Genomic DNA, 18947 nt, shown 5'->3' with positions numbered 1-18947 from the left:
GCAGGGTCGCTCAGAGATTGCCGAGCGGCAGCCCGATCTCTTCCGGTCGCAGGGAGCGCACCGCGCCTTTTGGGAGGTCGCCCAGCGGCAGGGCGCCGATGCCGACACGGACGAGGCGCTGAACCTTGGCGCCGGCCGCCTCGACGATCCTCCGAATCTGCCGGTTGCGGCCCTCGTCGATCACCATCTCGACCCAGGCATTGCGCCGGCCGTGGCGCAGCAGGGTTGCGGCCCGGGTCGTCAGGCGTTCCTCGCCGTCCGTGGCGCCGGCCCGCAGCCGCGCCAGCATCGCCTCGTCGGGAACGGTGTCGATCTGGACGTGATAGGTCTTCTCGACGCCGGAAGCGGGGTCGAGAATAGTCTGCGCCCAGCGCGTGTCGTTGCTCATCAGCAGCAGGCCCTCGCTCGCCTTGTCGAGCCGGCCGACCGGGGAAAGGAAGGGCAGGTCGAGCCCTTCCAGGCAGGCATAGACGGTCTCGCGCCCTTCCGGGTCGTGGCGCGTCGTCATCATGCCGCGCGGCTTGTTCAGCATCAGGTAGACGCGCTGCTCGGCCGCAATCGCCTCGCCGTCCACGGCGATCCTGGCGCGGCCCATGTCGAGGCGCAGCGACGGGTTGCGGGCCGGCCGGCCATCGACCCTGACGCGGCCGTCGAGGATCAGGCGCTCGGCTTCGGTTCGCGAGCAGTAACCGAGCTTGGAAAGGGCGCGCGCGAGGCTGACGGGTGCCGGACCCGTGCCTGGGAATGGGGGCATGATCTGCGTTCCGGCCGGGCAGGACTGGCCTGCCGGCGCCCGCGCGAGGCGGGGGTAGAGCGAGGTTCGGCGGAGGCGCGCGGATACGGAGCCCGTGCGGCCTTGGCCGATCTGATGCGGAGAGCGGGTCCGTTTGCGACGTCCGTGGAATGCGCGTCGTGGCCGGCCCGGGCCACTTCCCCGAACGCAGCGCCTGTCGGCTGGCTCGGGGCTAGGCGCCCGCGATGATGACACTCCCGGGGCGCCAGGAGCGCGACAGGATGCAGATATTGCGCTTCATCGGGCCCAGAAGCGCCAGCATAGCGCGGCTGTCAACGCGCATGGTGCCGCAGGAAGGCAGGCCCGGACGTCGCGCGGGCCGGTCGTTGACCCGCTGCGATGCTGACCTAAGGGTTTCGCGCAGGAGCAATCCGGCCTATGAGCCCAAGGCGAAAACACGTCGGGTTCCCATGTCGCACAACAGCTTCGGCCATCTCTTCCGCGTCACCACCTTCGGCGAGAGCCATGGGCCGGCCATTGGCTGCGTCGTCGATGGCTGCCCGCCGCTGATCCCGATCACCGAGGCGGAGATCCAGCTCGAGCTCGACCGGCGCCGTCCCGGCCAGTCCCGCTATACGACGCAGCGCCAGGAGCCGGACGAGGTCCGCATCGTCTCCGGCGTCTTTGTCGACGAGGCGAGCGGCGAGCAGGTCACCACCGGTACCTCGATCGGGCTGATGATCGACAATGTCGACCAGCGCTCGAAGGACTATTCCGAGATCAAGGACAAGTACCGGCCGGGCCATGCCGATTTCACCTATGACGTGAAGTACGGCATCCGCGACTATCGCGGCGGCGGGCGCTCCTCGGCGCGCGAGACGGCGATGCGGGTCGCGGCGGGTGCGATCGCCCGCAAGGTCGTGCCCGGCCTCAAGGTCCGCGGCGCGCTGGTGCAGATGGGGCCGCACAAGATCGACCGCGACAACTGGGACTGGGAGGAGGTTTCGCGCAACCCGTTCTTCTGCCCCGATGCCAAGGCCGCCGCCTTCTATGCCGATTATCTCGACGGCATCCGCAAATCCGGTTCCTCGATCGGGGCTGTGCTCGAGATCGTCGCCGAGGGTGTGCCGGAGGGGCTGGGCGCGCCGATCTACGGCAAGCTCGATGCCGATATCGCGGCGGCGCTGATGAGCATCAACGCGGTCAAGGGCGTCGAGATCGGCGAGGGATTTGGCGCCGCCGAGCTGTCCGGCGAGGACAATGCCGACGAGATGCGCGCCGGCAATGACGGCAAGCCGCTGTTCCTGACCAATCATGCCGGCGGCATCCTGGGCGGTATCTCGACCGGCCAGCCGGTCGTCGCGCGTTTCGCGGTGAAGCCGACCTCGTCGATCCTTTCGCCGCGCGCCACGGTGACGCGCAGCGGCGGCGAGGCCGAGGTGTTCACCAAGGGCCGCCACGACCCTTGCGTCGGCATCCGGGCCGTACCGGTCGGCGAGGCGATGGTCGCCTGCGTGCTGGCCGACCATTATCTACGCCATCGCGGGCAGGTCGGCGTGGTCGAGCCGCGCTGGCCGTTCGGGCGCTGAGGCAAGAGAATGGTCGGTCAAATCCGACCATGACGGACGTTGGATTTCAGTATCACTGAAATTTGTGCGGCGCTTCATTGCAGGCGAAGGGTTGGCGTACTAAATTGACGCCATGAAACTCGACGCCTGGCTCCAGCAGCAGAAGATCGGCCGCAGCGCCTTCGCGCGCCAGGCGGGCCTGTCGCCCGCGAGCGTCACTGCGCTCTGCAACGATCCCGATGCCTGGATCTCGCGCGAGAGCGCCGAGCGCATCGCCGCCGCCACGGGCGGAGCCGTCACCCCCAACGATTTCCTGGGCCTGCAGGGCCCCCGCGAGGCCGCCATGACCCAGAGCAATGTCGCCGAGACCATTGAAGCCTTCGCGCGCGGCGAGATCGTCATCGTCACCGATGACGATGATCGCGAGAACGAGGGCGATCTGATCGTCGCCGCCTCGCTCTGCACGGCGGAGAAGATGGCCTTCATCATCCGCAACACCTGCGGCATCGTCTGCGCGCCCCTGACCGGCGAGGAAGCCCGCCGCTTGCGGCTCGATCCGATGGTGTCCTCCAACGATGCCCCGCTCGGCACCGCCTTCACCATCACGGTCGACGTCAAGCACGGGCTGACCACCGGCATCTCGGCCGAGCAGCGCAACAACACCGTGCGCGCGCTCGCCAACGGCAATATGGGCGCCGCCGATTTCGTCCGCCCCGGCCATGTCTTCCCCCTGATCGCCAAGGAGGGCGGCGTGCTGATGCGCTCCGGCCATACGGAGGCCGCGGTCGATCTCTGCAAGCTCGCCAATCTGCCGCCGGTCGGCGTGATCTGCGAGCTCGCCAACGACGACGGCACGGTGATGAAGGGGCCGCAGATCGCCGCCTTCGCCGAGAAACACAAGCTGAAGCAGATCACCGTCGCCGACCTGATCGCCTATCGCCAGGCGCGCGAGAAGCTGGTCGAGCGCGTCCACTCCTTCCCGGTCAAGACCGAATTCGGCGAGATGACCGGCCATGTCTATGTCACGCCCTTCGACGACACCCAGCACTTCGCCTTCGTGATGGGCAAGCTCGGCGATGGCGAGAAGGTGCCGGCCCGGCTGCACCGCGCCAACGTCGTCGCCGACGTGCTCGGCGGCGCCTCCTCGATCCAATGCGCGTTGCGCCGCTTCCAGAAGGAAGGCCGCGGCGTCCTGGTCTATCTGCGCGACGGTTCGGCCGGCGTGCCGATCAAGAGCGTCGAGGAAGGCTCGGATGCCGTGCGCTTCCAGCAATGGCGTGAGATCGGCCTCGGCGCCCAGATCCTGCGCGATCTCGGCGTCGCCTCGATCGTCAACCTGGCCTCGACCTCGCGCTCCTTCGTCGGCCTCTCCGGTTTCGGCATCGAGATCGCCGAGACCGAGCCGCTGGAATAGGGCTCAGGGCTGTCGGAAGTCCAAGGGTTCAAGCCCTCATCCTGAGGAGCGGCCGCAGGCCGCGTCTCGAAGGATGATCGAGCTGGCGCCGGAATCTCCTGAAGCATCCTTCGAGACGCCGCTTCGCGGCTCCTCAGGATGAGGCTCTACGGTGTGATTCCCGAATAGCGGGAGCGCTCACCCCCGCATCAACGCCATGACATGCGCGGCGACCGATTTCGACAGGCCCTCGAGATCGTAGCCGCCTTCCAGGATCGAGACGAGCCGGCCGCCGGCGTGCCGGTCGGCCAGTTCCATCAGCTTCTGCGTCGCCCAGGCGAAGTCGGGCTCCTTCAGATTGAGGTTGGCGAGCGGGTCGCGCCAATGCGCGTCGAATCCGGCCGAGATGATCACCAGATCGGGCCGGAAGGCGGCGATCCGCGGCAGGACCGCGTTTTCGTAGGCATCGCGGAAGACGTCGCTGCCGTCGCCGGCGCGCAAAGGAGCGTTGACGATGTTGCCGTGCTCGCCGCGCTCGGAGGCGGCGCCGGTGCCGGGGAAGAGCGGCATCTCGTGGAGCGAGGCGTAGAGCACGCTCGGATCGCTCCAGAAGATCTCCTGCGTGCCATTGCCGTGATGGACGTCCCAATCGAGGATCGCGACCCGCTCGACACCATGGACCTTCTGCGCATGTCGCGCGGCGATCGCGGCATTGTTGAAGAAGCAGAAGCCCATGGCCCGGTCGCTCTCGGCATGGTGGCCCGGCGGGCGCATGGCGCAGAAGGCGTTGGCGGCGCGCGCCGTCATCACCTCATCGACAGCGTGCACCGCGGCGCCGACCCCGTGCAGGGCTGCCGACAGCGTACCCGGCGACATCGAGGTGTCGGCATCGATATGGACCATGCCGTTCTGAGGGGAGGTCTCGACGACGGCCTGCGCGAAGCGCGGCGCATGGCAAAGCTCGACCTGCGCCAGCGTTCCCTCAGGGGCGGTGACGCGCTGCAGCGTGGCGAATCGCTCATCCTCGAGCGTGCGCTCGACCGCGCGAATCCGATCGATGCGTTCGGGATGGCCGGCCGGCGTCGCATGCTGGAGGCTGGAAGGGTGGCTGATCAGGAGCGTCGTCACGCGCAGAATTCTCCAGGGCAGGGTATCTTTGGGTCACCGGACGCCGAAGGCGTGACCATATTGTCACTGCAACGCAGCAAGAAGCCAAATCGCGCCGAAATCCCGGAACTTCGTTGCGCAGCCGACGTTGTCGCCGTAAGTCTGGGCTCCGTTCCGGGCCTGGCTTGCGTCTGTCGGGTCACCGAATCTTAACGATCCATTCATCATAACAGACGCTGTCCTGGCGTCGTCGGTGGAAGTCATGAAGCGGTCTCTCGTTGCTGTGCTCGGCGTGTCCGTCCTTCTCGGCGCGTGCCAATACAAGACCGTGAATGCGCCCTCGCTCTCGGCGCGCGATGCCGAATACATGGCGCTGGTGCCGAAGTTCGAGACGCAGATCACACACATGCCTTATGAGATCACCGATCCGACCGGCGAGGCGCCGGGCACGATCGTGGTCGATACGACAGAGAAGTTCCTCTACTTCGTGCTGCCGAACAAGAAGGCGATCCGCTACGGCGTCGCTACGGGCGACGAGGCCTTCGGCTGGACCGGCACCGCCGTGATGCAGCGCAAGGCGGAATGGCCGCGCTGGACCCCGCCGGCCGAGATGATTGCGCGCTGGCCGCATCTGGCGCCGCGCGCCGGTGGCATGGAAGGCGGGCCGGACAACCCGCTCGGCGCGCGCGCCCTCTATCTCTATCAGAACGGCAAGGACACGCTCTACCGGATCCATGGCACCAACGAGCCCGAGACGATCGGCCGCTCGGCCTCTTCGGGCTGCATCCGGATGCGCAACATCGACGCGATCGACCTCTACAATCGCGCCGAGGTCGGCGGAAAAGTCATCGTCCGCTGAGGCAAGTGCCTTCGGGCGCGGTCCGCACGATCTACGAAATCAGCGAAGCCGGCACCGATCAGCCAGATCGGTGCCGGCTTCCGCTTTTTCAGCCTGACGCTCAGGTCCCAGAGCTGACCGGAGCGGCCTCGCACTTCAGGCGCTGAGCCTGACCGGCTCGATGCAATCCTCGCAGATCGCCGCGACATGGCGATGGTCGGTGCCGCAGCAGCCGCCCAGGATACGCATCGTCGGGAAACGACGTGTCAGTTCACCGTAGCGGCGGCCGAAATCGACGGGATCGCCGGCATCGAGTTCGGTCGAATCGTCGAGCTCGGCATGGCTGCGCGCCGAGGCGTTGGCGCGGACGCCATGGACGCGCCGGACCCAGGCCTCGCCAGCTTCCAGAGCCTGCGTGAAATGGCTCGGATGGGCGCAGTTGATCATGTAGTAGGCCGGAGAGCCGTCCGTCGCCGTCTCGACGGCCTCGATCGCGCCGCGCAATGTCGTTCCGGTCACGAGCCGCCCGTCGGTCTCGACCGTGAAAGAGATGGCGCAGGGCATTTGCAGGCGCTTCGCGGCCTGGGCGATGCCGATCGCCTCCTCGACATGGTTGATCGTGAACGCCGCGACCATGTCCGCTTCCGTCGAAGCGAAGGTCGCGATCTGCGCCGCGTGATAATCCTCCGCCTCCGCCACGCTCGTCCGGTCTGCCCGGTAGCCGTCGCCCCGCGGTCCGATCGCCCCGGAAATCACGCAGGGCATGGACGGCGCTTCCCAGAGATCGCGCAACTCGACGAGCAGGGCGATCGCGGCCCGGTTCACCGCGGCAAGCCGCGCGGCATCGTAGCCGAGCTTGCGGCCCCAGTCGGGATTGGCGCGCCAGGTCGCGCTGTCCAGCACGAAGCCGACGCCCCGGCCACGCGCCATGGCGAGATAGCGTTCGTAATAGTTGCGCAGATGGAAGCGCCCTTCGGGTGTCTCCAGCAGCACGCAGGAGGCGAAATGGGGAAGCTCCATGCCGTCATGGAAGATGAAGGTCGTCTCCATGCCGCCATCGCTGAGAAAGATGCCGCCGTCGAGCTGCGGCAGTTCGTGCCTGTACCTGGCCATCAAACCCCTCCGTCCGGTCTGGTTTCGGCAACCGGCCAGTCGGCGGTTGCGTGCAGGGGTTATCGCTCCCGGGGCGGCCCGGGTTCTAGAAGTCTCGTGGTCCAGTCGCCGGGTGGATAATTCTCTTCACGTTTTCATGGGCTTGCGGTGTGTCGACTGGCGCGGGGCGCTTTTTCCCTAACCTGCCGGCGGCAAAGGCTGTACCCTCGGTACAGCCGAGAGGAGCCGCGCCATGAGCAAAGGCACCGCTACGCGCGAGAGGATTATCGCCATCGCCGAGGCCGGCGTCCTCAGCAAGGGCTTCGGCGCGACCTCGATCGAGGAGGTGATCGCCGAGGCCGGGATCACCAAGAGCGGCTTCTTCTACCATTTTCGCGACAAGAACGAGCTCGCCCGCGAGATGCTGCGGCGCTATGTCGAGGCCAATGACCGGCTGTTCGACGAGATCTTCGCCCGCGGCCGGGAGCTTGCCGACGATCCGCTGCCGGCCTTCCTGATCTCGCTCAAGCTGCTCGCCGAACTGATGGACGATCTGCCGAACGGCCATCCCGGCTGCCTGATCGCCAGCATCTGCTATCAGGAGCGCCTGTTCGACCGGGAGGTGCGCGAGATGACGGCGGCCTCGGTACGCAGCTGGAATGCGCGCTTTCGCGGCCTGCTGGCCGAAATCGCCGAGCAGCATCGCATGCGGGAGCCCGTGCTCCTCGATGATCTCGCCGAAATGCTCTCCTGCGTGATCGATGGCGGCATCATCATGTCGCGGACGCTCGGGGATCCGAGCCGGCTGGCCCGTCAGGTGCTGGCCTATCGCGGCTTCGTCAAGCTGCTGTTCGCGCCCGAAAGGGCGCATTGAGGGCAGGGCGTCGCCTAACCCAGTTCGACCAGGACGATCTCTGGCGGGACGCCCAGCCTGATCGGTAGCTTGCTCGTGCCGACCCCGCCCGAGACGATCAGGTTGCGGCCGCGCTCGACGACATGGCCGTAGGCGTAGCGGTTGCCGTAGTGTGAGGGCACGATCGGCGACCAGCCGAGGATGCGGACCTGGCCGCCATGGGTGTGCCCCGAGAGCGTCAAGGAGACGCGTGCGGGCACGCGCGCGAAGATATCCGGCTCATGCGCCATCAGGATCACCGGCGCGTCGTCGTCGATCTTGGCGAGGGTGCCGGCGAGATCGTGGATACCGCGGCGCTGGCCCCGGCGCGGGCGCAGGAAGGCGAGCTGGTCGCCTAGACCGGCGACCCAGAGCGGGCCGGCCTTGGTTTCGAGCCGGAGCGCGTCATTCTCGAGCACGGGAATGCCGACCGCCTCGAGAGCGAGCCGAACCTCGGTCGGGCCGCGATAGTCGCGCTGGGCCCTGTCGTCATGCCACCAGTCATGATTGCCGAGAATAGCGAAGCGGCCATGGGGGGCCTGCAGGCGGGTGAGCTCGGCCGCCCAGGCCGCCTCGGGGGGGTCGTCCGGCCGCTTCGGCCGGCTGGCGATGAAGTCGCCGAGCAGCAGGATGAGATCGGGCCGCAGGAGATTGGTCAGGTCGACGATCTCGCGCACGCGCGACACCGGCACATGCGGGCCTCCGACATGCAGATCCGAGATCGCAGCGAGGCGAAGCGATTTGCCTTCAGGCCAGTCGGCCGGCTTCAACCGGTAGCGCGTCACGCCCTGATGGGCAGGCTCCCAGGCATAGGCATAGCTGCCCAGCCCGAAGGCGGACAGAAAAAGACCGGCGAGAGTTTGAAGAACTCTGCGCCGGTCAGGCATGGAGGGTCTCGGTAGAAGGTGGTGCTGTGGTCAATCTTCAGAACCGCCGCGCAGGATCGCCGGAACGTCCCTGTGCTGCGAGGTCAACGCGGCAGGTGCCCAGCGGGTTCCCGCCAGAATGGCAGGAATCGCGATCGGGCGAAAGCGTGACGCATACGCCTCACGCGCGGTGGCGTCGTGAAAGCTGGCGCTGCGCGGTGCCTTGGACTGTGGCTTTTGCGAAGACATGACTCTCGGTTCCATCTGGGCCTGCCGGCGGTTCCTGGCCGCCGACCTGGTCAATGTCGCAGCCGATCGGGTCCTGTCGGCGGCGGCATCGTGAAAACATCGTGACGTTTTCTGCGTCACAACGAGGCCTTGGTCAGCTTTGGTGCGGTTTCGCTGGAGGCGGCCGAGAATCCGCGCCGGGCGCCTTCGCGGGAGGCCGGTCCTCCAATGAAAATGCCCGCCACGAGGGCGGGCATCGATGTTCTGGTCTGGCTACGCCGGCTTCAGGCAGCGAGCAGGCCTTCGGCCTTGACCCAGTCGAGCGTCTTGCCGAGCGCCCGCTCATAGCGGTCGAACATCTCGTCGATCTCGGCCTCGCTGATCACCAGCGGCGGGCAGAAGGCGACGCGGTCGCCGCCCATGGCGCGCAGGATGACACCTTCTTCCTGGGCGAAGGATACAGACTTGGCCGCGACGGCCTTCTTGGCCTCGAACTGCGCCTTGCTCGCCTTGTCCTTGACGAGCTCGATGCCGCCGATCAGGCCGACGCCGCGGGCCTCGCCGACGAGGGGATGCTCGGCCAGCTTGCCGAGGCGGGCGAGGAATTTCGGCGAGACCTGCCGCACGCGCTCGATGATCTTGTCGCGCTGGTAGATCTCCAGCGTCTTGACCGCGACCGCGCAGCCGACCGGGTGGCCGGCATAGGTGTTGCCGTGGCCGAAGGTGCCGATCTTGCGGCTCTGGTCGACCAGAACCTGGTAGACGGGCTCGCTGACCATCACGGCGCTGAGCGGGAAATAGGCCGAGGTCAGCGCCTTGGCGCAGGACAGCGTGTCGGCGTTCATCTTGTAGGTGGTGGTGCCGAACATCTCGCCGGTGCGGCCGAAGCCAGTGATGACCTCGTCGGAGATGAACAGGATGTCGTACTTCGCGAGCACGGCGTTGATCGCCTCGAAATAGCCTTCGGGCGGGGTCACCGCGCCGCCTGCGCCCATCACCGGCTCGGCGATGAAGGCGGCGACCGTGTCCGGCCCCTCGCGCTGGATCATCTCGTCGAGCTCGGCGGCAAGCCTCACCGAGAAGTCGAGCTCGCTCTCGCCGGGATGGGCGAAACGGTAGTGATGCGGGCAGGAGGTGTGGAGGATGCCGGGGAGCGGCAGGTCGAAATCGGTGTGGTTGGCAGGCAGGCCCGTCAGCGAGGCCGAGGCGACGGTGACGCCATGATAGCCCTTCAGCCGCGAGATGATCTTCTTCTTCTGCGGCCGGCCGAGTGCATTGTTCATGTACCAGACCAGCTTGACCTGGGTGTCGTTGGCATCCGAGCCGGCGGAGCCGTAGAAGACCTTCGAGATCGGCACCGGCGCGATCTCCTTCAGCTTCTCGGCGAGCTCGATCGCCGGATCATGGCTGCGGCCGGAGAAGATGTGGGTGAAGGGCAGCTTCTTCAGCTGCTCGTAGGCGGTCTCGGCCAACTCGTCGTTGGAATAGCCGAGCGAGGTGCACCAGAGCCCGGCCATGCCCTCGATATAGTCCTTGCCGGCGGTGTCGTAGACGAAAACGCCCTTGCCGCGCTCGAGCACGAGCGGGCCGACCTCGCGATGCGTGGCCAGGTTGGTGTAGGGGTGAATCAGCGTCTCGATATCGCGCACGGCGAGGTTGGTCAGCATGCCCGGCTCCGCTTCCTTATGGGATCTTTATGCGAGCATAGCCCCGCAGCCGCGCAAGCGCTGAGCGATTTTCTTGCAGATCGCGGCAGAGTCTGGCGCAGGGCAGATCAGGCTCTCCGGAATTGCAAGGCGGCTTGCCGGCGCCTCCCGGTCGTCCCGGGCAAATGCGAGAACGGGCCCGGCCCGCGACCGATGCCAGAACGTTCAGGCACGTACCTGCGGAGCAGTGGGTGCTTCCAAAAAACGACGGAAGGCTTGCTTCGATCACTTCTAAATTGCCTTGCCAGCCGCAGCAGTGATGCGCATGGTTTCGCGCTCTTCGACGAGGTCTTGCATGATCGATCCCGCCAGCATGGCGAATCAGCCGGCGCCTGGCCGCGATTGCGGCAGCTGCACGTTGTGCTGCAAGGTCTACGACGTGCCGGCAGTGGAAAGCGTTGCCGGCAGCTGGTGCAAGCACTGCCTGCCCGGCAGGGGGTGCGGCATCCATGCGACGCGGCCGCAGCATTGTCGCGCCTTCTTCTGCCTATGGATGACGCAAGGGTTCCTGGGGCCGGAGTGGAAGCCGGACAAGGCCCGCTTCGTCTTGACGATGGACCCGACGACGAACTGGCTGTTCGTCCAGCTCGATCCCGGCGCGCCGCAAGCCTGGCGCAAGGAGCCCTATCTCGGCCAGTTGCGTCGCTGGGCGGCGGCCGGCAACCGCCCGGTGATCGTCTTCCTCAACAAGTCAGCGACCGCCTTGCTGTCGACGCATGACGTGCCGCTCGGCGTGATCGCCACCGATGAAAGGCTGGTGCTGCGCGAGGAACTGGCGGGTGGGCAGCGGCGCATGACCGTGACGAAGGTCAAGGCAGCGGCGTGAGCCAGTCGGACCGGCCGATGCTGCATCACCTCTCCTTCGGCGTGGCCGATATCGAGCGCGCGACCGCATTCTACGACGCCGTGCTCGCGCCGCTCGGCTATGTCCGGGTCTGGAGCGACCTTCGGCCCGGTGAGGACAATCAAGCCGTCGGCTATGGCGCTCCGGGGGGCGGAGACGCGCTCGCTCTGAAGCACCGCCCGGACGGGCAGCGCGCGCCGGGGCCGGGTTTCCATCTCGCCTTCGCGGCGCCGGATCGCCAGGCGGTCGCGGATTTCCATCATGCGGCGCTGCTTCATGGCGGCCGCGACAATGGCGCGCCCGGCCTACGCGCGCAGTACGGTCCGAACTACTATGCGGCCTTCGTCGTCGACCCCGACGGGCACCATCTCGAAGCCCTGTTCAACGCGGCCGTCTGATCGTCGCCGGAGGAGGAGAGCGCCTTGCGCAAGAGGGCACGCGACCATGGTCTGATCTGCGGCTCGCTGCCGACCGGCCCGCGCAACGCGATCACCGATGTGGCCGGCGTCGCAGTTGGTCACCGGACGCTGCGCGATGGTGACTTCAACACCGGCTTCACCGCGGTTCTGCCGCACCAAGGCGACCTGTTCCGCGAGAAGGTCCGGGCCGGCGTCGAGGTCATCAACGGCTTCGGCAAGAGCGCCGGGCTGATGCAGCTCGCCGAACTCGGCCAGATCGAGACGCCGATCCTGCTCGGCAACACTTTTGCGGTCGCGACCGGAATCGAGGCTTTGGTCGGGCGGGCGCTCGCCGCCAACCCGCAGATCGGCCGCGAGACCGGCACGGTGAATTCGCTGGTGCTCGAATGCAATGACGGCTTCCTGTCCGATATCCGGGCGCGGCGGCTGAGGGTCGAGGATGCCGAAGCGGCGCTCGACGCGGCCAGCGGCGGGCCGGTCGAGGAAGGCGCGGTCGGTGCCGGCACCGGCATGAGCGCCTTCGGCTTCAAGGGCGGCATCGGAACGGCCTCGCGGCTGATGGAACTGGATGGCCGCAGCTTCACGCTCGGCGTGCTGGTGCAGGCGAATTTCGGCAATGCCGGCGATCTCGTATTGCCCGACGGCCGTCGCCCGGTGCCGCCGGCCAAGCGGACGGCCCAGCCGCCGGAGCGCGGCTCGGTGATCATCATCGTGGCCACCGACCTGCCGCTGGAAAGCCGGCAGCTGACGCGCATCGCCAGGCGCTGCGGCGCCGGCCTCGCCCGGCTCGGCGCCTTCTGGGGCAATGGCAGCGGCGACATCGCCATCGCCTTCTCGACGGCGGGCCGGATCGCGCATGGCGAGCGGGCGGACATCGTGCCGCTCGCCACGCTGAACGAAAACCGGATCGACCTGCCGTTCCGCGCCGCCGCCGAGGCGACGCAGGAGGCGGTGCTCAACGCCATGCTGGCGGCGCCGGAGACGGTCGGTCGCGACGGAAACCGCAGAGCTTCGCTGGCGGATTGCTTGTAGGTTGTTACGCCGCGGCAGGCGGCACGCGATAGCCGCCGCCCAGTTGCTCGAGCATGGCCCCGACCGCGATGGCACTGCGATCCTCGCCCATCGGCGCGATGACCTGCACGCCGAGCGGCATCCCGGCCTGCGACGGGCCTACCGGGATCGCGAGCGCCGGTAGATCGGCTCCGGTCGCAAGGCTCGCCCAGCACAGGAAGTCGAGATAGGGCCGCTCCACGCCGTCGATGTCGAGCCTGCGGGCATGGAAATCCGGCAGATGGTCGTGCTTCTGCGCGCCGACCGGAGCGGGCGGGCAGAGCAGCACGTCGTAATTCTGGAAGAAGCGAGCCCATTGCCGCTTCAGCGCGAGGCGGCGCTGGTGGATCTGCTGGTAGAGGCCGGGCGTCATGCGGGCGCCGCGGGCCTGCAGCGCCTGATGCGAGAGATCGCCGGGAGCGAATTTGGCCGCCTGCGCCTGGATGCGGGCGCGCACCTTCGGCGGCAGGCCATAGGCGACGACCGCGTGGTTCAGCAGCGCATAGACCTCGTAGGCCTCGGTGAAGCGGAAGCCGGGGCGCGCCGCCTCGTCGACCAGCGCGCCGGCAGCGGCGAGGCGACGACCGGCCTCGCGCACCGCCTCGGAAACCTCGCGGGTCACCGGTGCGAAGGGCTCGCTCGCCCAGACCGCGACGCGCAGGCCCTTGGCTTTGGCGTGGCGGGGAGCGGCCAAGGCGGGGCCGGCGACATGGGCGTCGCGCGGACCGGCGAGCACGGGCAGGACGAGGTCGAGGTCCTCGGCGTAGCGGGCGATAGGACCAGCGACCATCAGGTCGACATTGCGCGCCGTGCGCCGCTCGGGCGGCGGCGGCACCGCGCCCCAGGTCGAGACCAGCCCCCAGCTGGTCTTCAGGCCGAGCACGCCGCAGGCCTGGGCCGGCCAGCGGATCGAGGAGCCGAGATCGGAGCCGAGCTCGAAGGCGGCCATGCCGGTCGCGACCGCGACCGCCGCCCCGCCGGAGGAGCCGCCGGGCGAGTATTCGGCGTTCCACGGATTGTTGGCGATGCCATGGGCGGGGTTGTAGCTCTGGAAATCGCCGGAGAAGACCGGGACGATGGTCTTGCCGATGATCACCACGCCGGCGGCGCGCAGGCGCGCGACGGCAGCTGCGTCCTCCGCGGGAACACGGTCCTTGTAGGCCGGCAGGCCGCCGGAGGAGGGCAGGCCGGCCACGTCGAACGCGTCCTTGATGGTGATCGGCAGGCCTTCCAGCGGACGCGCCTCGCCGGCCGCGATGCGCCGGTCCGACTCCGCCGCCATGGCGCGCGCCGCCGCGCGATCCTGCGCGACGATGGCGTTGAGCGTCGGGTTCAGCGCGTCGATGCGGGCGAATGTCGCTTCTAGCAGTTCGCCTGCGCTGAAGCGGCGGGCCAGCAGGCCAGCGAGGAGGCTGGTGGCGGAGGCGGTGAGATTGATCGAAGGCATGGCTGATTCCGGCGGCCGAATGCCAATTCGTAACCCGGCGTGAAGAGCGATGAAAACCTGCCTTGCCGCACGGCGCAGATCGGACATTGCGCGACGTGCGGGGCCGGGTGACTAGGGCGCTGTCGCGGTCTGTCCGGTGCGCCGCTTTTCCATTGCCCGGAGGAACGCCTCGCCATCGCGGATGCCGAGCTCATAGGCGAAGCGGATGCCCTCCCAGTCGCGGATGGTGAACTGGCTGACCGGGATCGTCTCGGACGGGCCGGTATAGGTCCGGTTCGCGACCTCGGGCACTTGCGCGAAGGGGCGGGTGAGCAGGACGAGCGTCGGTTCGCCTTGCTGCTCCAGCTCGGCCAGCGCCCAGGCCGGGGCGCTGTCGACGAGGCCGCCATCGAGCGCCGCGCGGCCTGCGACCAGGCCGCCGGGCATGAAGGGCGGCACCGAAGCGCTCGCCATTAGCGCGGCGACCAGTTCGGCCGGCGTGGCGCAATCGGCGATGCGGATCAGGTCGGGCACGAAACCGAGCTTGCGACCGGCTGTCGGATGCACCGGGCGACGCAGGCGCTTTTCGAGCTGATAGGCGCCGATGCCGAGCGCGGCGGCGACGGGCAGCGGCCAGAAGCGCGGCGGCCGCGAGATCGCGACCCGGAAATCGGCCCTGGCCTGCAGTTCGGTCAGGCGCTCTTCGGTGAACAGCGCGGCGAGCATGGACTGGTAGAGCTCGCCGACAGGGAAGAGGCGGCCACCGCGGCGAAAGGCCGGCCAGTCGACCTCGGAGGTCCGGCCGATACAGGCTTCGCGCACCAGTTCGCGCACGGTCGGGCCGAGGCCGAGCGCGGTATAGAGCATGGCGAAGGCGCCGGCGCTGGCACCTACCACAAGGCGTGGCTTCAGGCCGATCCGCGGCGCCACCGTTTCGTAGAAGCCGCCCTGCCAGTAGCAACGATTGCCGCCGCCGGCATAGGCCAGCCCCACGAACATGCGCTTGACCTAGGTCTCGTCGACGGCGCGGGCGAGGTCGCGCCAGGCCAGCACCAGCCGATCGAGCTCGGCAAGATCGCCGGTCGGCAGCTTGCCGAGGGTGGAGGCGACGAAGTCGCGCTGCGTCTGCATGCCGGCCTCCGCCAGCCGCCGACCCTCTGGCGTCAGGTGCATGGCGTAGGAGCGCCGATCGCCGGCGATGGCGCGACGCTCGACGAGTCCGGCCTGGACCAGCCGGTCGACCAGGCCGGAGACATTGCCCTTGGTGACGTAGAGCCGCTCGGCGAGCTCGCTCTGGCTGATGCCTTCGCGCTCGGTCAGGGTCGAGAGCAGATCGAACTGCGGGATGGAGAGGCCGAGCTCGCGGATGCGCGCGGTCATCTGGCCGAGCATGCGCTGGTGCAGGCGCATGAAGCGGAACCAGACACGGTCCGGCTCGACGGGCTCAGGCGCAGGGGCCGGGCGTGATGCTGGCAACGGCTCTTTCCCCCGATGGTTCATCCCTGAACTAGCTTATCTTCGGCCGTCGCGCGAGGGCTTTCGCGTCGCCGCGTCCGCTGGCTATGCTGCGCAAAACAGGTAGTACCAACGGGGAGAAGACGCATGCTGGGCTTGATGCAGGACTGGCCCCTGCTGATCCACCGGATCATCGACCATGCCGCGATCCAGCATGGCAACCGCGAGGTGGTCAGCCGCAGCGTCGAGGGGCCGATCCGGCGTACCACCTACGCAAAGGTGCGCGAGAAGGCGCTGAAGCTGGCGAAGAAGCTCTCGGGCAGCGGGGTCAAGGTCGGCGATCGCGTCGCGACGCTGGCCTGGAACACCGACCGCCATCTCGAGCTCTGGTACGGCATCACCGGCATCGGGGCGATCACGCATACGGTCAATCCCCGGCTGTTTCCCGAGCAGATCGCCTGGATCATCGATCATGCCGAAGACCGGCTGCTCTTCCTCGACCTGACCTTCGTCAAGCTGGTCGAGGGCATCCAGGACAAGCTGCCGACGATCGAGCGCTACATCATCCTGACCGATCGCGAGCACATGCCGGAGACCGCGCTGAAGGGCGCGGTCTCCTATGAGGACTGGCTCGCCGAGGGCGATGCGGATTTCGCCTGGGCGAAGCTCGACGAGAACACCGCCGCCGGGCTCTGCTACACCTCGGGCACCACGGGTGGGCCCAAGGGCGTGCTCTATTCGCACCGCTCGAACGTGCTGCACGCCATGGCCTGCGCCATGCCGGACTATATGGGCCTGTCCTCGCGCAGCGTCGTGATGCCGGTGGTGCCGCTGTTCCACGCCAATAGCTGGTCGCTGGCCTATTCGGCGCCGATGACCGGGGCAAAGCTCGTCCTGCCCGGCATGAAGCTCGACGGCGCTTCGCTGCTCGAACTTCTGAACGGCGAGGGCGTGACGTTGACCGCGGCCGTGCCGACGGTCTGGCTCGGGCTGCTGCAGCATCTCGAGGCGACGGGCGAGAAGCTCACCAGCCTGAAGCGCGTCGTCATAGGCGGCTCGGCCTGTCCGCGGGCGATGACCGAAGCCTTCGAGAAGAAGTACGGCGTCACCGTCGACCATGCCTGGGGCATGACCGAGACCAGCCCGATCGGCTCCTTCTGCACGATCAAGCCGGACTATGCCGATCTTGAAGGCGAGGCGCTCTACGATCTCAAGGTCAAGCAGGGCCATCCGCAGTTCACCGTCGAGTTCCGGCTGACCGACGACGAGGGCAAGGAGCTGCCCTGGGACGGCAAGACCTTCGGACGGCTGAAAGTGCGCGGCCCGGCGGTCGCCGGCGCTTATTACCGGCACGAGCAGCCGATCCTCGACGAGCACGGCTTCTTCGACACTGGCGATGTCGCGACCATCGATGCTCACGGCTACATGCAGGTCACCGACCGCTCCAAGGACGTGATCAAGTCCGGCGGCGAATGGATATCGTCGATCGAGCTCGAGAATCTCGCAGTCGGTCATCCCGACGTGGCCGAGGCGGCTGTGATCGGCGTCGCCCATCCGAAATGGGACGAGCGGCCGCTCCTGGTGATCGTGCCGAAGCCCGGCCGGACGCCGGGCAAGGAGGAGATGCTCGCGTTCATGACCGGCAAGATCGCGAAATGGTGGCTGCCGGACGATGTCGTTTTGGTCGAGGCGATTCCGCACACCGCGACGGGCAAGATCCAGAAGACGGCGCTGCGCGAGATGTTCAAGGAATACCGTTTGCCGGGCGTCTAGGCGACGCTGCGGCAAGCCGATCGGCCTGGGGACAAGCCGCCGACGCGCTGCGCGGCGGGGAGAGCTTCATCCCCTCTTAACCCTGCCGGGGTACGCCTCGAAGCAGTCGTTAACCAGTGTGCCGTGCTTGCTGATGTCCATGCGTCGAGTGAATTGGAATCCCCAGGCGGAAGGCGCTAATTCTCCCCTTCAGCCCCGGTCTGGCCAGCCGGCTTCCGAGCCGGCCGAGGTCCGTTACTGGCGTACGCCGGCGAAGACCGCCAAGGCTCGTATCGAGCCGGAAACTGTCGAGCCGGAAATCGTCGAGGCAGCGGTCGTCGAGGCGGAGACCGCTGAAATCTGCCCTGCCGAGCAGCCGCCTGTTCCAGCGGCCGAACTCGACCGCGTCCGCTTCTGGCGGACGCCGCGGCATCTGATGCAGCAGGTCTGGGGCGAGGCGCAGGTCGCCGAGATCGCCGCTGCCGAAGGCGCTTCGGAAGCGCTGGCCGCGGTGCTCGATGACGAAGCGGCCATGCTCCTGGAGATGGCTGTCGTCGCGCAAGACGAGGCGGAGCCGGCCGAACAGGCGATGCCGTCGACGCCCTTCGCCTTCCTGTCCGACGATGCCTTCTGGGAGTTCATCCCAGATGCCGAGCGGTCCGACGAGACGACCATCGAGACCTTCGCCGAGACGTTTCCCGAGCCGGCGCTGCTGCCGCCTCCGTCACCGCCGCCGGCTCTGGCTGAGGAACGACAGATCGTGCCGCATGCCGGCGGTTTCATGGCTGCCGCTGCGACGGCGACGCCCTGGAGCGGCATGGGCTGGAAGCAGAGCTACCGGCTCGATGTCAGCTTCACCGCGCCCGCTTCGCTGACCCCTATGCCGGTGCCCGAACCGGTCGAGCAGCCGGTGCAGGAAAGCTCGTCGCCGGTACCGGCGCCGGCGGCGAAGAATGGTGTCTCAGTCCTCAAGGCCGAGCGCCCGCAACGCGCGCCCGAACCCGATGCGTCCGCACAGCGCGCGCGGCGCCGCGGCGTCGAGATCGCCCCTGCTGTTTCGGTGGTGATCCCCGGCTTCGAATTGCCGCCGATCGACTTCCTGGCGGAGCCGCCGCAGATCGAGAGCGCGATCCCGGTCGAGATTCTGCAGCAGAACGCGGGCTTCCTCGAAGGCGTGCTGGAGGACTTCAATGTCCGCGGCGAGGTGGTGCAGGCTTGCCCCGGCCCGGTCGTCACTCTGTACGAGCTTGAGCCTGCTCCTGGGACGAAGTCGTCGCGGGTGATTTCGCTGGCGGACGACATCGCACGGTCGATGAGCGCGATCTCGGCGCGCGTCGCGGTGGTGCAGGGCAAGAACGCGATCGGCATCGAATTGCCCAACACCAAGCGCGAGACCGTCTTCCTGCGCGAATTGCTGGCGAGCCAGGACTTCGAATCGACCAAGCACAAGCTCGCGCTCTGCCTCGGCAAGACCATCGGCGGCGAGCCGGTGATCGCCGATCTCGCCCGCATGCCGCACCTGCTCGTCGCCGGCACCACCGGCTCGGGCAAGTCGGTCGCGATCAACACCATGATCCT

The 18947-nt window shown here is 67.7% G+C and carries 18 protein-coding genes; 9 read left to right on the top strand and 9 right to left on the bottom strand.

The features are described 5' to 3' along the window. Positions 1-10: 10 nt before the first annotated feature. The gene (locus RKE40_RS07395) at positions 11-754 is read right to left on the bottom strand and encodes a pseudouridine synthase (RefSeq protein ID WP_316017592.1); all 744 of its coding nucleotides are present in this window, start codon (positions 752-754) and stop codon (positions 11-13) included. Positions 755-1203: 449 nt separating this feature from the next. Here RKE40_RS07395 and aroC point away from each other — a divergent pair, with 449 nt between their 5' ends. Together aroC and ribB are read left to right on the top strand one after the other, a co-directional pair. After that, complete coding sequence (aroC, locus tag RKE40_RS07390) at positions 1204-2322, top strand: chorismate synthase (RefSeq protein WP_316017591.1); 1119 nt, start codon at positions 1204-1206, stop codon at positions 2320-2322. 112 nt (positions 2323-2434) lie between these two features. Continuing rightward, a complete protein-coding gene (ribB, locus tag RKE40_RS07385; RefSeq protein ID WP_390893276.1) occupies positions 2435-3715 on the top strand; it encodes a 3,4-dihydroxy-2-butanone-4-phosphate synthase in 1281 nt (426 codons plus the stop codon). Positions 3716-3892: 177 nt separating this feature from the next. On the opposite strand, the gene RKE40_RS07380 is transcribed toward ribB, so the two are convergent. Beyond that, a complete protein-coding gene (locus tag RKE40_RS07380; RefSeq protein ID WP_316017590.1) occupies positions 3893-4822 on the bottom strand; it encodes a histone deacetylase family protein in 930 nt (309 codons plus the stop codon). Positions 4823-5063: 241 nt separating this feature from the next. Between RKE40_RS07380 and RKE40_RS07375 the strand changes: the two genes are divergently transcribed. Continuing rightward, positions 5064-5660, top strand: a complete 597-nt coding sequence (locus RKE40_RS07375) for a L,D-transpeptidase (protein WP_066476183.1) — start codon at positions 5064-5066, stop codon at positions 5658-5660. A gap of 135 nt (positions 5661-5795) precedes the next feature. On the opposite strand, the gene RKE40_RS07370 is transcribed toward RKE40_RS07375, so the two are convergent. After that, complete coding sequence (locus RKE40_RS07370) at positions 5796-6752, bottom strand: homocysteine S-methyltransferase family protein (protein WP_316017589.1); 957 nt, start codon at positions 6750-6752, stop codon at positions 5796-5798. A gap of 232 nt (positions 6753-6984) precedes the next feature. Here RKE40_RS07370 and RKE40_RS07365 point away from each other — a divergent pair, with 232 nt between their 5' ends. Then, positions 6985-7605, top strand: coding sequence for a TetR/AcrR family transcriptional regulator (locus RKE40_RS07365; RefSeq protein ID WP_316017588.1), 621 nt, complete (start codon positions 6985-6987; stop codon positions 7603-7605). A 14-nt stretch (positions 7606-7619) separates the two neighbouring features. Here the strand turns inward: RKE40_RS07365 and RKE40_RS07360 are convergent, their stop codons facing one another. From RKE40_RS07360 to RKE40_RS07350, 3 genes are all read right to left on the bottom strand, one after another. Beyond that, positions 7620-8510 (bottom strand): metallophosphoesterase, encoded by an 891-nt coding sequence (locus tag RKE40_RS07360; protein WP_316017587.1) that lies wholly within the window; start codon positions 8508-8510, stop codon positions 7620-7622. 30 nt (positions 8511-8540) lie between these two features. Next, complete coding sequence (locus tag RKE40_RS07355) at positions 8541-8738, bottom strand: hypothetical protein (protein ID WP_316017586.1); 198 nt, start codon at positions 8736-8738, stop codon at positions 8541-8543. 263 nt (positions 8739-9001) lie between these two features. Then, complete coding sequence (locus tag RKE40_RS07350) at positions 9002-10384, bottom strand: aminotransferase (RefSeq protein ID WP_316017585.1); 1383 nt, start codon at positions 10382-10384, stop codon at positions 9002-9004. Between the two features lie 334 nt (positions 10385-10718). Between RKE40_RS07350 and RKE40_RS07345 the strand changes: the two genes are divergently transcribed. Genes RKE40_RS07345 through RKE40_RS07335 form a run of 3 tightly spaced genes read left to right on the top strand, consistent with a single transcriptional unit; the run spans position 10719 to position 12718 of the window. Next, positions 10719-11249, top strand: coding sequence for a hypothetical protein (locus RKE40_RS07345; protein ID WP_316017584.1), 531 nt, complete (start codon positions 10719-10721; stop codon positions 11247-11249). 17 nt (positions 11250-11266) lie between these two features. After that, positions 11267-11665 (top strand): VOC family protein, encoded by a 399-nt coding sequence (locus tag RKE40_RS07340; protein WP_316017708.1) that lies wholly within the window; start codon positions 11267-11269, stop codon positions 11663-11665. Between the two features lie 24 nt (positions 11666-11689). Further along, the gene (locus RKE40_RS07335; protein WP_316017583.1) at positions 11690-12718 is read left to right on the top strand and encodes a DmpA family aminopeptidase; all 1029 of its coding nucleotides are present in this window, start codon (positions 11690-11692) and stop codon (positions 12716-12718) included. Between the two features lie 4 nt (positions 12719-12722). On the opposite strand, the gene RKE40_RS07330 is transcribed toward RKE40_RS07335, so the two are convergent. The 3 genes from RKE40_RS07330 to RKE40_RS07320 all read right to left on the bottom strand — a co-directional run bounded on the left by RKE40_RS07330 (position 12723) and on the right by RKE40_RS07320 (position 15662). After that, positions 12723-14183 (bottom strand): amidase family protein, encoded by a 1461-nt coding sequence (locus RKE40_RS07330; RefSeq protein WP_316017582.1) that lies wholly within the window; start codon positions 14181-14183, stop codon positions 12723-12725. Between the two features lie 111 nt (positions 14184-14294). Then, positions 14295-15161, bottom strand: coding sequence for a patatin-like phospholipase family protein (locus RKE40_RS07325; protein WP_316017581.1), 867 nt, complete (start codon positions 15159-15161; stop codon positions 14295-14297). 9 nt (positions 15162-15170) lie between these two features. Next, the gene (locus RKE40_RS07320) at positions 15171-15662 is read right to left on the bottom strand and encodes a MarR family winged helix-turn-helix transcriptional regulator (protein WP_390893274.1); all 492 of its coding nucleotides are present in this window, start codon (positions 15660-15662) and stop codon (positions 15171-15173) included. Positions 15663-15764: 102 nt separating this feature from the next. Here RKE40_RS07320 and RKE40_RS07315 point away from each other — a divergent pair, with 102 nt between their 5' ends. Both RKE40_RS07315 and RKE40_RS07310 read left to right on the top strand, forming a co-directional pair. Beyond that, the gene (locus RKE40_RS07315; RefSeq protein ID WP_316017580.1) at positions 15765-17390 is read left to right on the top strand and encodes a long-chain-fatty-acid--CoA ligase; all 1626 of its coding nucleotides are present in this window, start codon (positions 15765-15767) and stop codon (positions 17388-17390) included. A gap of 133 nt (positions 17391-17523) precedes the next feature. Continuing rightward, positions 17524-18947 (top strand): DNA translocase FtsK (locus tag RKE40_RS07310; RefSeq protein WP_316017579.1); only part of this gene is annotated, 1424 nt, incomplete at its 3' end.

The organism is Allobosea rubneri (assembly GCF_032464875.1).
GTDB lineage: Bacteria > Pseudomonadota > Alphaproteobacteria > Rhizobiales > Beijerinckiaceae > Allobosea > Allobosea rubneri.
The sequence above is the reverse complement of the archived record's forward strand: the minus strand, read 5'-3'. Positions and strand labels throughout refer to the sequence as shown.